This window comes from Leucobacter insecticola, from assembly GCF_011382965.1.
Taxonomy (GTDB): domain Bacteria; phylum Actinomycetota; class Actinomycetes; order Actinomycetales; family Microbacteriaceae; genus Leucobacter; species Leucobacter insecticola.
In genome coordinates this window covers 2,403,787-2,417,520 of the sequence record NZ_CP049934.1, presented here as the reverse complement: position 1 = coordinate 2,417,520, position 13,734 = coordinate 2,403,787, and the positions used below count along the sequence as shown (strand labels likewise).

The window sequence follows — 13,734 nt, the reverse complement described above, 5'->3', positions numbered from 1 at the left end:
GGAAATAAAGCGGGAGTGCGACACTTGATCGGTAATCATCACACCACTGATCAAGAAAGCCACACTCCCGTGAATACACAATACCGTCACCTCACCCTGGAAGAACGTATCGAGATCGAGAAGAAACACGATCTTGGCTTTTCCTGCCGCGCCATCGCGAAACACCTCGGACGGAGCCCCTCAACAATCTCCCGCGAGACGCGCCGTAACAGTTGGCGGCCCTCCCGCGAGAATGCCTCCTACACCCCCTACCGTGACCCAGCCCTCCACGGCGACGAACTCACCCCCACCCAGTATCGGGCAGCTCGCACGCAGAAGAAAGCATGCGAGCGCGCCAAGCGCTCACACCAGCCCACCCGCCTCACCACGCCGAAAGCGATCACCTACGTCGAGAACAAACTCAAGGGCGGATGGACCCCGGAAATGGTGGCCGGACGAGTCAGAATCGATTTCCCCGACGACCCCCAAATGTGGGCTTGCCCAGAAACGATCTACCGCTTCGTCTACGCACCCAAGAACCGGGATCGCAGACTCGCCGAGTACCTCCCCGCGGACATAAGAAACGCCGCAAACACCACGGACGTAAGGTCCACTCCTCGAAGATCCCGAACCGTGTCTCAATCCACCACCGCCCACCCGAGGTGAACGAACGGGCGACATTTGGGGATTGGGAAGGCGACAGCGTTGTGGGGGTACGCAGCGTTGGCGGCGGCGTGCATACCGAGGTCGAACGACAAACCCGCATGATGTTCGCCACGAAAGTCGACACGCTCACCTCACGCGATGGCGTTGATGCGCAGAAACGGATCTTCGCTTCGCTGCCTCCAGGAGCCCGTCGCTCGACGACGATGGACAACGGCACCGAGATGCATCTCCACACCGAACTCGTCACCGAGCTGGGCATGAAAACCTATTTCGCGGACCCCTACTCGTCGTGGCAGCGAGGCACGAACGAACACCACAACGGCAGGCTACGCCGCACCTATCCGAAGGGGACCGACTTCAGTCAGGTCAGCGAAGAAGAACTCCAATCAGTGATCGCCGAGATCAACAACCAGCCCCGCAAAAACCTCGCTTGGCTGACACCGTATGAAGCGTTCCAAGAGCAGCTAGACTCGTTGCGAACCGGTCAGTGTTGCACTTCAGAATAAAATTCGGGCAGCGTGCCGGGCGCGAGGACCCGACACCTCAGCCGGTACTCACACTTCAGCCGGTCGAAAACAGCCATATTTCACCGGCTGAGCTGTGAGTACCGGCTGAGCTGCGCGGACCGAGCCGGATAGGATCATAGGCGTGAGTGATTCTGCAGAACAGGCGAAGCTCGAGCGCCGCTTCAAGGAGGAGGCGTTGCCTCTTCTCGATCAGTTGTACGGTGCCGCGATGAAGATGACACGGAATCCTCCGGATGCGCAGGATCTGGTGCAAGACACCTTCATGAAGGCGTTTTCGGCGTTTGCCTCCTATGAAGAGGGGACCAACCTCAAAGCCTGGCTGTACCGGATCATGACGAACAGCTACATCAACACATATCGCAAGCGCCAGCGCGAGCCCTATCTCGGCGTGGTCGAAGAACTGGAAGATTGGCAGCTTGGTGGGGCGGAGTCGGCCACGGCTATGTCGGCGCGCTCGGCGGAGGCCGAGGCGATTGATCGCACGCCCGACAGCATTGTGAGCAAGGCCTTGAACGCGCTGCCCGAGGATTTCCGGATGGCGGTGTACCTCGCCGATGTTGAGGGGTTCAGCTATCAAGAGATCGCCGACATCGCTGAGGTGCCGATTGGCACGGTGATGAGCAGGCTGCATCGGGGCGGGCGCGGCTGCGGAAGTCTTTGGGGGAATACGCCAGGGAGCAGGGCGTTGGACTGAGTAAGAGCGTGTCGGACGAATCGAAGAAAGGGGCCACACGATGAGCGACTGTGGATGCGATACGGCACAGGCAAACATCTACGAAGTGCTGCGTGGAGAGCTCTGCGCCGAGGAGTCGGCGCCAATTCGCGAGCATCTCGCAACGTGCCCGGGCTGCCAAGACGAAGAGACCGTGTGCATTACGCTCACCGAGGTCGTGCAGCGTGCGTGCGAAGAGGAACGCCAGGCGTGCCCGGAGGAGCTGCGCAACGCGATCCTGCGCGGGCTACAGCAGGTCTAGATCGCGCCAGTATTTGGCAGCACCGATGACACGGTTTCAGCGAGTTCGACGGGCGCTGACTCGTGCAGATTGTGTGAGCCGTTGATGCTTCTCACTACGCTGCGTGGCAACCGCTCGTGCCAATCTGCCACGAGCGCATCATCAAGGATGCCGTTTGCCGCGCGGACGAGCGTGATCGGGATCTCAAGCGACTGCAGCGACGCCCAGATCGGTGCGTAGGGCTGCGGATCGTCGCTGCCGCCCGTGGGCAGCGCGTCCAGGTGCGCGAAGTGGTGGGTCCACTCGAAGCGCCCGTCTGGGCGCACGCGCGTATTCAGGCTGGCTCCGCGGGTCAGTGCCTGGCGGTCAGACCCGATCCCGAACTGCACCGCTCGTTCCACAATCTCTTCGATGCTCCCGTAGCTGCGCTGTCCGGTGATGAACTCAGCGACACCGCCCGCGTCGCGCCGCGGTGAGATGCCCGGGGTGATGTCCACGGTCACCAGTCTCGAGACGAGCTCAGGGATTGCAGCCGCCACGAGCGCGGCCGTGAGCCCGCCGAGGGAATGGCCGACGAGCACCACCGGCTGCGGCACCGCCCGGTCGAGCACCTGGACAATATCGTCCGCGAGGTGATCCGGTCGGTAGTCGGCATCCTCTCGCCAGTCACTCCGACCATGCCCGGCGAGATCGATCGAGAGCGCGGGCACGTCGAGCGCCAGTATGAAGGGATCGAAGCTGTGCGCGTTGAGCCCCGCGCCGTGTAGCGCGACGACACGCGGTGGATCCTGCGGTTCGAAGCGCAGGGCGCTGATGCTGCGGCCATCACGCAGCAGAAACGCCACTCGCTCGACATGCGGAAGCGGCGCGGTTCTGCCGACACGAGTCGCGTCGCCCGCGAGAAAACGGAACTCATCGCTCATCTCTGCTCCCGAAGTCTGTTCCCCGCGCTCAACGCGAGCGTTTCACATAGCCGCCGTCAACAAGACCAGCCTCGATCTCGAAGCGGTTTTTCAGTGGATCCCGGCCGGCCAAAAAATAGAGAAGGGGCAGTGCCATGCCGTAGCGCTGCCACTGCCGTCGGTGGACCTGCTCGTGACGCAGCACGGCCGGCCCGACGTTCTGATCGGTGAGGTAGCAGGATCCGACGCAGCTGCCACCGCGGCCAAACGACCACTTCGGCATGCCACGAAACACCCACAGCCCGTCGTGTCGCTCAACTCGGCCCGTACTGAGCAGGGACCCCCACACGAAGCCGACGGCGGTCGCGTAGGCGTAGCCGAGCCGGGCGAGCGGCCACGCCTTCATGCTGCACTCCCGGAGGTCAGCGCCGCGAGCACGCGCAGCACCGTCGGTTGGTTGTCGGCGGCGTTTGCAGGGTCGCTGGGCGCAAACTCGCAGATCGCCCCACCCGCGAGGGGGAGCAGGGCGACCGCGGCGCGAATCACCTCTGTCAATTGCGAGACGCTGAGACCGAAGGGAACCGCGGAGTGGACCGCCGAAAACTCGGCGGGGTCGAGCACGTCCAAGTCAATGTGGACGTAAAGGTGCGTGGCTCCAGCGTCTTTCAGTCGCCGCATGACAGAGGTCTTCAAATCAGGGTCGTCGGCCCCGAACATCGCGATACTCTTGCCCCGCAGGAATTCCTCCTCCTCGGGATCGAAGGCGCGGGTTCCCACAAACGTCACCTGCGAGGGGGTGATGGGATTCGGCGAGATCAGGTCGGGGGAGCCGTCGCCGAGGGCATGCCTGAGCGTCATTCCGGATGCAGCGCCGGAGGGCGAGGTGCTGGGATGCTGCGCATGCGGGTGTGCGTTGCACCACAGCACCGCAAGCCCATCGCCGTGGGCACGCGCGGCAGCCTCGATTCCTGGTAGCGAGGTCGCGCAGTCGCCGCCAACGATAATGGGCGTGGCGTCGATTTCAGCGAGAGCTCGCCGTGTCGCATCGCGCGCTTGCAGCACGCTGCTCAGCCGTGCGACCGGCGTGCCGAGTGCGTCACCCGCCTCAAGTGGCACGGCAACCTCGGTGAGTGCGGAGCGAGGCAGATCCTCGCGGAGCAGCGCCGCGCCATCGGTGAGCTGCATGGCCCTGGAAGAATCTGAGCCCTGCCACTCAGGCACGAGAAGGAACACCGGTTTCGACACGCGCGCCTCCTGGATTTCCTGAAGAACCTCAACATTCCAATGGTACTTGGCGCGGGTGTGTTCAGGGTGTGACTGTCACGAAATCGATGAGATGTTCCACTCGGCCGACGAGTTCCGGCTCAAGATCACGAAAATCACGCACGCGCCCCCGGATCCTGGCCCAGGCGTCCGCAATATCCGCTGGCTCCTCGCCGGGCCAGCCGAGCGCCTCACAGATACCGCGCTTCCACTCGATGCTGCGCGGGATCACCGGCCAACTCTGAAGCCCCACCCGCGCGGGCTTCACCGCCTGCCAAATGTCGACGAAGGGGTGGCCCACGATGAGGACGTTGGCGCCGTGGGGGCCGCGGGCAATCGCGTCCGCGATCCTGGTTTCTTTGCTGCCCTTCACCAGGTGATCGAGCAGGATCCCGGCCCGCCTGCCCGGCCCGGCCCGAAGTCCGCGAGCACGTCTGCGAGATTGTCAGCACCCTGCAACAGTTCAACCACCACCCCCTCGACGCGCAGATCGGCGCCCCACACCTGCTCAATCAGTTCGGCGTCATGCTTGCCCTCGACGAAAATGCGGCTCGGCATGGCGACCCTGGCGCGCTGTTCGGGAGCGGCGAAGGATCCCGACGCCGTGCGCTTGGGTCCAGCGGGCTTTCGCTTCGGCATCACGAGGGTCACCGGCTTGCCGTCGATCAGGAACCCATCACTCAGCGAAAACGCGCGCACCTTGCCCGCGAAGTCTTCGAGCTGCACGAGCCCTTCGCGTGCCCCGACAACGGCACCGCACCATTCCGTCTCGCTGTGCTCCACCACGAGCCCCTTCGCGAGCGTCACCTCGGTGCGTTGCACTGGGCCACGCCTCGGCTTCATATCGGCGAGCACATCGCGGTCGTATCGTTCATCAAACACACACCGAGCCTATAGTCTGGCGCGGTGGGCATCAGACCACACCTGACGCCGGGGGCACCGGGATGCTACGGTGCAGAGATGACAACTGCAGACCTGACTCCTGACCCACTGGTGCTGGCTCGTCGCGAGGGCGCGATCAGCCACCTCACGCTGAACCGGCCGCGCGCCATCAACGCCCTGAACCTGGAAATGTTCGAGATGCTGACGGCGTCGATTGCCGAAGCGAACGCGAGCGACGCGAGCGCCATCCTGCTCGACGGTGTGGGGGAGCGCGGTTTCTGCGGTGGCGGCGACGTGAAAGAAATTTCGGCGGGGATGCGCGGCTGATCCTCTCAACTGAGTATGCGCTCAACGCGCGGATCGCGGCGTCGCGCGTGCCCGTGGTCGCCATCATGGACGGCATCACGATGGGGGGCGGGATCGGCCTCGGCGGTCACGCGGCGATTCGGATCGTCACCGAGCGCAGCCGCCTCGCCATGCCCGAGGTGCGCATCGGTATCGCCCCCGACGTGGGCGGACACCTGCTCCTTGCCCGGGCTCCGGGACGTCTGGGTGAGCTCCTTGCGATTACCTCGGGGAGATGACCGCGGGTGACGCCATTGCGCTCGGTTTTGCCGACCACTACGTGCCGTCCGCGCGGTTGGAGGAACTGCGCGAGGCGCTCGCCGCGGGGCAGGATCCGCGCGCAGCTGTGCGTGCGGTAGCCGAGGCGGCCCCTGAGTCCCCGCTGCTTCAGGCGCGATCCTGGTGGGATCCCATCGCGTCGGCGGCGCTCGATGCTGCGACCGACGCGGAACCAGACGCGGCCCTTGACAGCGCGATCCGTTTGCTACGCACGCTCGATGCGGACGGCAGCGCGGAAGCCGCCGTGACAGCGGCCGCTGTGCGTGAGATGTGCCCGAGCTCGGTGGTGGTCACCCTGGCGCAGATTGCCCGCACCCGCGCGCTCGGGCTGTCACTCAGGGAGGTGCTGAGTGACGATCTGCGCGTCGTGGTACGGCTCTCGCAGCGGCCCGACTTTGCTGAGGGGGTGCGCGCGCAGGTCATTGACAAGGATCGTTCGCCGCGCTGGAGCCCCGCACGTATCGAAGACCTGGACCCGGCAGAGATTGCGGCGGTTCTTGCGCCGCTTCGCACCGACGAACGGGCGCTTGAATTCTGACGAATGCTGGCCCCGGCCCGGTACGCTGAAGGGGTGAATGACACGTGGGATTCGGTCGGGCCAGACCTTGTCATCCAGAGTGACAACCTCCCGGTGTTGAAGCGCCTGCCCGAGGGCGCCTTCACGCTCGTCTATTTTGACCCTCCCTTCAACACCGGATTATTGCAGCGGGCCGAGCGGGTCCGCGGGGTGCCGGTGGACCCCGCAGAAGGGGGACGCCTGGGGTTTCGGGGCGCGGCTACGCCGTGACCCGTGAAATGACGCTGGGCTACGATGACAGATTCGATGACTACTGGGATTTTCTCGAACCGCGGCTGTGTGAGGCGTGGCGGCTGCTCGCGCCAGACGGCACGCTCTATCTGCACTTGGACTACCGCGAGGTGCACTACGCGAAGGTGCTGCTCGATGCGCTCTTTGGGCCCGAGTGCTTCGTGAATGAGATTATTTGGGCCTACGACTATGGCGCCCGGACCCGGCGGCGCTGGCCCACCAAACACGACAACATCCTTGTGTACGCGAAGGATCCGGAAGCGTACTTTTTCGACGCGGAGGCGGTGAACCGCGAACCCTACATGGCCCCCGGACTCGTGACCCCTGAAAAGGCGGCGCTCGGTAAGCTCCCCACCGACACCTGGTGGCACACCATCGTGTCACCGACGGGCAAGGAGCGCAGCGGCTACCCGACGCAGAAGCCGCTCGGGATCCTCCGCCGCATCGTGCAGGCATCCTCCCGCCCGGGCGACTGGGTCCTCGACGCGTTCGCGGGCAGCGGTACGACGGGGGTTGCCGCAGCTGAGCTTCAGCGACGTTTCGTGCTGATCGACGAGAATCCGGAGGCGCTGGCGGTCATGAAACAGCGGCTGAAGGGGCATGAGGTGGTGTTTCGATGAAGAGAGCCCTGATCCCGGTGCATCTTGACCGCGCGAGGGACGTGCCACTGCCGGTGCAGCTTGCGGCCGCCCTGCGGGAGGCGATCGATGCGGCCGTGCTCCGTCCTGGCGAAGAGGTGCCGGCGACCCGCGAATTCGCCAGTCGCCTCGGAGTGGCACGGGGTGTGGTGGTCGCGGCCTATGAGCAGCTCATCGCCGAAGGGTATCTGGCGGCGAGCCGCGGCCGCGGTACACTCGTCAACCCCGAGCTCACCGCGACCCAGCTGGCCTTTCAGGGCCCGCCAAAGACCGTCTCCGACCTCCCAGCGCGCCGGACCCAGCAGGTCTCAACGGGCAGCAACACCCCGGGACCACTCGCGCCGGGCAGGCCGATCACCGACGCCGTCGACAGTGCGGCTTGGCGGTCTGCTTGGCGGAGCGCCGCAGCCCACGCGCACCTCGCGGCCCCGAGCTCGGTGACGATCGGCTGCGGGAAGAGATCGCCGATCACCTGCGACGCATGCGAGGCACCGCGAGAGGCGCGGAAGACGTGCTCGTGACGGCGGGTACCCGCGACGGCCTCGGCTTGCTTCTGACCGCGCTCGGCACAACGCGCGGTCACGGCCTCGTTGTCGGGGTGGAGGACCCGGGCTGCCCTCGCTGCGCGGTGTTGCCGCCCGCTACGGCGCTGACATCGTCGCCCTTCCCGCCGATGCGGAGGGGCTTGATACGCGGCGGCTACCCGAGGGCATGCTTGACGTGATTATCGTGACGCCGAGTCACCAGTACCCGCTGGGTGGATCGCTGCCGCTGCCGCGACGGCGTGAACTGATCGCGTGGGCGAGCCGTACCGGTGTGGTGGTGGTCGAGGACGATTTCGATTCTGAGCTGCGATACACCGGGAGCCCGCTGCCAACGCTGGCGGCGCTTGACGACCCGATGAACGGGGTAGTGGTGCTGCTCGGCACGTTCTCGCGCACAATCGCCCCGGACTATCCGCCGGATATCTACTCGCGCCCGCCGGGCTGAGATCGTTGCTCGAGCCGATTCGGCACGAGCTCGGCGGGCCGGTGTCGACGATCGTGCAGGAGGCGCTTGCGCAGTACCTGACGAGCGGTGCGCTCAGGCGCCACACCGCAAAAATGCTGCGGCGGTATGCGACGCGCCGCGATGTGGTCTCGGATCGCCTCGCCGGGATCCCGGGTGTCCGGGTGCGCCCGATGGACGGTGGACTCCACGCGGTCATCGAGTTTACGGGCGGCGATGCGGCGTCGAGGCGGGCGCGTGAGGCCGCCGTGGTGCGACGCGGGGACGACGAACTGTTGGGGGCGGAAGCCCTCGGCGGTTACTGGCAGCAGCGCGGCGCGGCGGCGAGGATCGCGGGCCTCGTGATCGGCATGGGCGGTTCCGACGATGCGGAGTTCGAAACAGCCCTTGGACGGTTGCGGGAGATGCTCAGCTGAGGCTGCCTGGAGCGGGTTCTGCATGAATTGCAGGATCGCCGCTATTCTGTACCCGTGAGTGTTGACCAGCTGTCGCCCAGCATGCAGAACTATTTGAAAGTCATTTGGGGCTTGCAGGAGTGGTCCGATGTCCCCGTTTCCAACTCGGCGATTGCTGAGGCTGCTGGCGTCCGCCTCTCCACCGTCTCTGAGGCGTTGCGCAAGCTCTCCGACCAAGAGCTGATTGAGCATGTCCGCTACGGCAGTGTGACCTTGACGGAGGTCGGGCGAGATCACGCGGTGTCGATGATCCGACGCCATCGCCTGATAGAGACATTTCTTGTCAACAAGCTGGAGTACGAGTGGGACGAGGTGCACGAGGAGGCCGATCGGCTGGAGCACGCTGTTTCGGATGAGCTCGTCCACCGAATTGACCGTGCGCTCGGGTATCCGACCCGTGATCCGCACGGCGACCCGATCCCGAGCGCCGAAGGGAAGGTGCATCGCCCCGATGCGATCCGGCTCTCGGAAGTCGCCTCGCCCTGCCTCGCCCGTGTCGAGCGCATCTCGGACTCGGACAACGAAATGCTGCAGTATTTTGCGAGCCGCGGCATCATCGTGGATGCCGAACTGAGTGTTCTCGCGGGAGAACCGTATTCTGAAACCGTTGCGGTGCGGATCGGGGAGGCGACGGTGAGTCTCGGACCAGCGGCGGCAGCGGCAGTGTGGGTGTCGACGATGTAGCTCGCGGCGAACTCCACTTGGCGACGGGCGAAAGGCTCCAGAAACCTTTGTAGGCCGAGCGAGAGCAGTGAATCGAGACAGCCTTGGGGTACCGTCAGGGGGGGTGACTCACTACTCTCGCTCAGCCTACAAAGCTGGCGGTCTTCACGACGGGAGTTCTCTGGCTTGCAATCATCGAGCTCCTGCGTTCTGACATTTACAGTGTGCGCCAGGATGCGGGCATTCGAAGGCTGAACGGGCAAAAGTCGCATCGACTTGGTACCCTGACTGGTCCTCGTGTTGGTCCGAATTCTCTGACTGATGCTTGTTTACTCAGCCGGGGCGTGGTAATTTTTCTTCGTCAGGGGAAGACGCGCGTTTGGCGTGTCTGACAGTTCAGATTCTGGGTCACGACGTACCGCGTGGGGAGCGCGAATGCGTGACGTTCCTGTTATTGCGTTGAGGCTCATCTTGTGATGGCGTTGCGCAATGGAGGCCTGCCTGAATCTCTTGGGGTACTCAACAGTGAAATCGTTCGCTAACTACCCTGAATGAGAGCTTGCTACATGAACAAAATGATGAAAGCCGCAGTCGCGACTGGACTCGGCGTCACCCTTCTTCTCGGAGGTGCGGGATCGCTCGCGCTCTGGAACGCTTCGGCGAATGTGGGTGCGGCGCAAAATATTGCCTCCGGTGAGCTGACGCTTGAAGCGACCGGGGCCTGGGATAGTGAGCCATTGACAAAGTGGGTGCCCGGGGACAAAAAGACCTACACCGCAACCGTGAAGATTGTCGCGGTGGGCGACAACATGGATTCACACTTTTCGATTGATCTCGCGTCGCTCACCGGCGGCGCCGATCTGAAGAATGCCCTGTCGGTGAATCTTGCACTCACGGACATTACTGGCGGTAGCCTCACGGAGACCGGCGCTGACACCAATATCTTCAAAGTGAAGCCGAGCGCAAACGGAAACGGCACGATTACCGCTCAGGCTGTGGTGACCGTCGAGCTGCCCCTGGATGTTTCGAACGATCTTGCGCAGGGTGAGCAGGTATCACTGCAGGATCTCGCGTTCCAGCTGAAGCAGGTGCGCGCCTAAAGCGCCCTGCGACCCTTGCCGCGGCGAGGGCAAGTCCCCGGAATGTGCAGGAGTTTTCGTGGAGAGTGGCGAGTGAAAGGAATTCACGTCATGGGCGCAGCACAACACGCCGCGCCGCGCCGTCATCGCGGTCGCGGTCCCCGCCGTCACACGCGGCCCGAGCCGCGGTGTCGAAATTTCTCCACGTCACTCTTCGTGACCACGCTTTCAGCGGTCGCCGGGATCGCGCTTGCTCTCGCGGGCACCGGGGTCAGTGACGCACTCTGGAACGCTCAGGCAGAGGTTGCCGACCTGCAGGTGGTCGCAGGGACTCCAGGGCTCGAGATCGCGCTGGGAACGGAGCCGGGGGTGCCGGCCACCACGGTCCTGTTTCCGGAAGAAACCTGGACGAAAATGCTGCCGGGTGATGCGGCGTGTTCTGCCATAACGGTGACGAACAGCGGTGACATTCCGCTGAGCCTGCAAGCCCGGACTAACGATCTTACCGGGGCCCCGATGACGATTCTGCTGAGCGAAGGCCCGTGTGACGCCCCCAGCGGGCCGGCATTCGCCGGGACAGAGGAACCCACGGAGCTTGCGGAGCCACTGGCCCCGCAAGCATCCCGCACCTTTGGGGTCACCGTGTCGATCAACACAGATGCGTCAAACACGTATCAGGGGAAGACCGTGGCACCCGAGCTTGTGGTGTTCGTGACAGGCAGAAGTGTGCCGTCGCAGCCGTGATCGACGAACAGCCCATTCGGCGCACGCGCGCGCGACAAGCGTTTTGTGGAGGACAAACATGAAATTCGCAGACAAACAGAAACAGTCGCGCTGGCGGTGGATCTTTCTCCGGCGCACGCTCGGTTTTGCCGTGATCGCAGGCCTGGTGAGCACGGCGGTTCCTGCCGCCGGGACGTGGCAACGGGAGATCAACGCCTCGGGAGCTGTCACGGCCGCTTCGATTTCAGTTGAGACGATTGGTGCGGAAGCCGTTGGCGGAGAACTCACGCAGTCTCAACGAGTGCACACCACACTCGTTGAAATCCATGACCGCTCAGACACCAGCTCCGCCTCGCGCCCGAAGGTGTCCGTGCAGCTTTCGGCATCGAATCCTCAGGGAGTGCCGCCCAAAGCGATGACGCTCGAAGTCTGGCGCGTGAGTGACCCGGTGCAGTGCGTTCCAAAGGCCCTGGGAGTGGGAGCACCGAAAGTTCTCTGGTCTTACGGATATAGCCTGAACAACCTTGAGTTTGGTTCACGGTCCCTGATTAAACTGTGTGTCCGCACGACGGCGCTCGACAGCGCGAAGCTGACAACGCCCTCGGGGGCAATGGAGTTCAGTGCAACGATGCGTGTCAAGGTGCATCACCACTCTTTCGTGCGCGAGGAGATCGTTTCGCTCGGCACGATCCGTTCCAGAGCATTCTTCCCGGCTGGTGTCCCGACGGGCGGCGCGTATTACAATTTTCGATCAAACTCGACAAATCCGAGGTGCTTCGATGTCGCGCGTGGCGCTACAGCACCCGGCACTGAACTGTTTCATTACATCTGCAAGACTCGGGCGCAACAGTCAAATCTCTTCAATCAGCAGTTCTTTTTGAGGGTGCAGCCGAACGGCATCGACTATATGATCTTCCCCCGCAGTGCGCCCACTCTCGCGCTCACCGGTTACAGTGAAAAAGGTGCGGTGGCTCGGATCGAAACCGTAAAACCAGGTGATGCCTCGCAGCTGTGGCGCGTGCAGCAGACCGAGCAGGGCAACTACCAGTTTGTGCATCAGCGAACTCAACGCTGCATCACAACTGGTGCCGCCAACAAAATGGTTCTTGAAAACTGTCAAGGTCTGCCCACTCAGATCTATACCGCGGTGAGAATCACGAGGGCGGAAGAGTGAAAGTGCTCGGCAAGCCCGACGCTGCTGAAGTACCTGGCCCCCGGCACCTATCCCGCTGCGTCGCAAACGCGCCTCACAGCGTACGAGTCTGGTGCTGCGTCGCATGAGCGTGCTTGGAGTTTCGGCGGGGGTCTTTGGGCTCGTCATGCTCCTCGCCCTCGCTGCGGTAATTGTGCCGGCTCTTACCGGGGCATCCGGGTACACGATCCTGACCCGCTCGATGGAGCCCGGGCTCCCTCCCGGCAGCTATATCGTCGTGCGTCAGACCCCGATAGCCGAGCTTGAAGTCGGCAACATCATCACGTTCCAGCTTGAATCTGGCAAACCCGAGGTTGTCACCCACCGCATCCAGGCGATTGAGCTGACCTCCTCGGGCGAACGCCGCTTCATCACACGAGGTGACGCAAATGCGGCCTCCGACGCGGGCGCCGTGCAGGAAGCGCAGATCAAGGGACAGGTCTGGTATGTGATCCCATACCTCGGTTTCTTGGGGCTGTTCGCTGCGGGCAGCGGCAAGGAGTGGGTGACGGCTCTCGCAGTGACGGCGCTGTTCGCCTATGCGCTGGCGAACGTGGTCTCCTGGCTGCGGGATCGGCGGCGCCGCAACACACCGCAATAGGCTGGCGACACTTCGTGCGCCTTCCATGCGGGGTTTTGTACCCCGATACGAGATAATCGTTGTGGGCCAGAGCCCACTTGGGAGGAGCACAGTGTTCGGCTGGTTGAAGAAGCAGAATCGACGACGGTCTAGGCCGCCACGTCGACTTCCGCGGCGTGTGCTCGCGCCCGTCGAGGAAATCGTAGAGCAGGGCCTGCTGGTCGCTGATGTTGCGGTGCGAATGACCGTCAAGAACTCAATCATCATCAATGCGCTACAGAAGCACGGGGACTACAACGAGGCGCAGATCATTGAGATGGTGCGCAGCGCGACCGAAAGTTTAGCGATCGAGCGTGAACGTGATGCGCGTCACATCGCGCGGATGCGGGGCGAGATTCGCGACACCGGGCGAAGCTCCTGGAGCGAATCTGACTATGGCAACGATGACAACCGCACGCTGCGCCACCGGCAAGAGGTCTACGAGGGTGTTGCAGAACAACTGCATCTGCGTGCAGCGGATCCCGAATACCTTGAAGCCACAGCGAAGCGCGCGATGGCGCTTGCTTGGGATGAGATCGGCGACTCCCTCAAAGAACGCGCTACCCACCCTTACTACAGCGGTGGGGACAACGAGGAGTATCAGAACGCGCGTGAAAGCCGCATTCAGCAACTCATCGAGAAGGATCTCACTTCGCTCATGCAGCAGCACCAGGAGCCGGCTCAAGAGGGAAAGCTCGCGCGTAAGTGGAAGGCTCGCCGGAAAGACGCCTAATGCCTCCCAGACGGACCGCT

General features: G+C 63.5%; 13 protein-coding genes and 5 pseudogenes. 14 read left to right on the top strand and 4 right to left on the bottom strand.

What is annotated here, in order from left to right; genetic code table 11:
• Positions 1-69: 69 nt before the first annotated feature.
• The 3 genes and pseudogenes from G7067_RS14445 (at position 70) to G7067_RS11215 (ending at position 2,146) form a co-directional block, all read left to right on the top strand.
• Positions 70-1,151 (top strand): annotated as a pseudogene (locus tag G7067_RS14445) (IS30 family transposase).
• 133 nt (positions 1,152-1,284) lie between these two features.
• Positions 1,285-1,910: pseudogene (locus G7067_RS11220) on the top strand (sigma-70 family RNA polymerase sigma factor).
• The gene (locus tag G7067_RS11215; protein ID WP_166324354.1) at positions 1,907-2,146 is read left to right on the top strand and encodes a zf-HC2 domain-containing protein; all 240 of its coding nucleotides are present in this window, start codon (positions 1,907-1,909) and stop codon (positions 2,144-2,146) included. The pseudogene G7067_RS11220 and the gene G7067_RS11215 overlap by 4 nt, the downstream one beginning before the upstream one ends.
• Here the strand turns inward: G7067_RS11215 and G7067_RS11210 are convergent.
• From G7067_RS11210 to G7067_RS11195, 4 genes and pseudogenes are all read right to left on the bottom strand, one after another.
• The gene (locus tag G7067_RS11210) at positions 2,143-3,048 is read right to left on the bottom strand and encodes an alpha/beta fold hydrolase (RefSeq protein ID WP_166324351.1); all 906 of its coding nucleotides are present in this window, start codon (positions 3,046-3,048) and stop codon (positions 2,143-2,145) included. The two genes, G7067_RS11215 and G7067_RS11210, sit on opposite strands and share 4 nt — an antisense overlap.
• A gap of 28 nt (positions 3,049-3,076) precedes the next feature.
• Positions 3,077-3,433, bottom strand: coding sequence for a Fe-S oxidoreductase (locus G7067_RS11205; RefSeq protein WP_166324348.1), 357 nt, complete (start codon positions 3,431-3,433; stop codon positions 3,077-3,079).
• A complete protein-coding gene (locus tag G7067_RS11200) occupies positions 3,430-4,272 on the bottom strand; it encodes an arginase family protein (RefSeq protein ID WP_166324345.1) in 843 nt (280 codons plus the stop codon). Before G7067_RS11200 ends, G7067_RS11205 begins: the two co-directional genes overlap by 4 nt.
• A gap of 61 nt (positions 4,273-4,333) precedes the next feature.
• Positions 4,334-5,172, bottom strand: a pseudogene (locus G7067_RS11195) (DUF3097 family protein).
• A 78-nt stretch (positions 5,173-5,250) separates the two neighbouring features.
• Here G7067_RS11195 and G7067_RS11190 point away from each other — a divergent pair.
• The 11 genes and pseudogenes from G7067_RS11190 to G7067_RS11150 all read left to right on the top strand — a co-directional run bounded on the left by G7067_RS11190 (position 5,251) and on the right by G7067_RS11150 (position 13,714).
• Positions 5,251-6,334: pseudogene (locus G7067_RS11190) on the top strand (enoyl-CoA hydratase/isomerase family protein).
• 3 nt (positions 6,335-6,337) lie between these two features.
• Positions 6,338-7,224: pseudogene (locus tag G7067_RS11185) on the top strand (DNA-methyltransferase).
• Positions 7,221-7,763 carry a GntR family transcriptional regulator gene (locus G7067_RS14440; RefSeq protein ID WP_244301097.1) on the top strand — a complete coding sequence of 181 codons (543 nt, stop codon included), beginning with the start codon at positions 7,221-7,223 and terminating at the stop codon, positions 7,761-7,763. The pseudogene G7067_RS11185 and the gene G7067_RS14440 overlap by 4 nt, the downstream one beginning before the upstream one ends.
• Positions 7,764-7,953: 190 nt before the next feature.
• Positions 7,954-8,232: a hypothetical protein gene (locus G7067_RS14435; protein WP_244301096.1), complete on the top strand. Its 279-nt coding sequence runs from the start codon at positions 7,954-7,956 to the stop codon at positions 8,230-8,232.
• 5 nt (positions 8,233-8,237) lie between these two features.
• Positions 8,238-8,666, top strand: coding sequence for an aminotransferase-like domain-containing protein (locus tag G7067_RS14430; protein ID WP_244301095.1), 429 nt, complete (start codon positions 8,238-8,240; stop codon positions 8,664-8,666).
• 54 nt (positions 8,667-8,720) lie between these two features.
• On the top strand, positions 8,721-9,389 hold the full coding sequence (locus tag G7067_RS11175; protein WP_280115714.1) for a metal-dependent transcriptional regulator: 669 nt from the start codon (positions 8,721-8,723) through the stop codon (positions 9,387-9,389).
• Positions 9,390-9,934: 545 nt separating this feature from the next.
• Positions 9,935-10,468 carry an alternate-type signal peptide domain-containing protein gene (locus G7067_RS11170; protein WP_166324342.1) on the top strand — a complete coding sequence of 178 codons (534 nt, stop codon included), beginning with the start codon at positions 9,935-9,937 and terminating at the stop codon, positions 10,466-10,468.
• A gap of 195 nt (positions 10,469-10,663) precedes the next feature.
• Complete coding sequence (locus tag G7067_RS11165) at positions 10,664-11,191, top strand: hypothetical protein (RefSeq protein ID WP_166324339.1); 528 nt, start codon at positions 10,664-10,666, stop codon at positions 11,189-11,191.
• A 58-nt stretch (positions 11,192-11,249) separates the two neighbouring features.
• Positions 11,250-12,344, top strand: coding sequence for an RICIN domain-containing protein (locus G7067_RS11160; RefSeq protein WP_166324336.1), 1,095 nt, complete (start codon positions 11,250-11,252; stop codon positions 12,342-12,344).
• Between the two features lie 103 nt (positions 12,345-12,447).
• Positions 12,448-12,963, top strand: a complete 516-nt coding sequence (locus G7067_RS11155) for a signal peptidase I (RefSeq protein WP_166324333.1) — start codon at positions 12,448-12,450, stop codon at positions 12,961-12,963.
• A gap of 157 nt (positions 12,964-13,120) precedes the next feature.
• On the top strand, positions 13,121-13,714 hold the full coding sequence (locus G7067_RS11150) for an asparagine synthase (protein ID WP_244301094.1): 594 nt from the start codon (positions 13,121-13,123) through the stop codon (positions 13,712-13,714).
• The last annotated feature ends 20 nt before the right edge of the window (positions 13,715-13,734 follow it).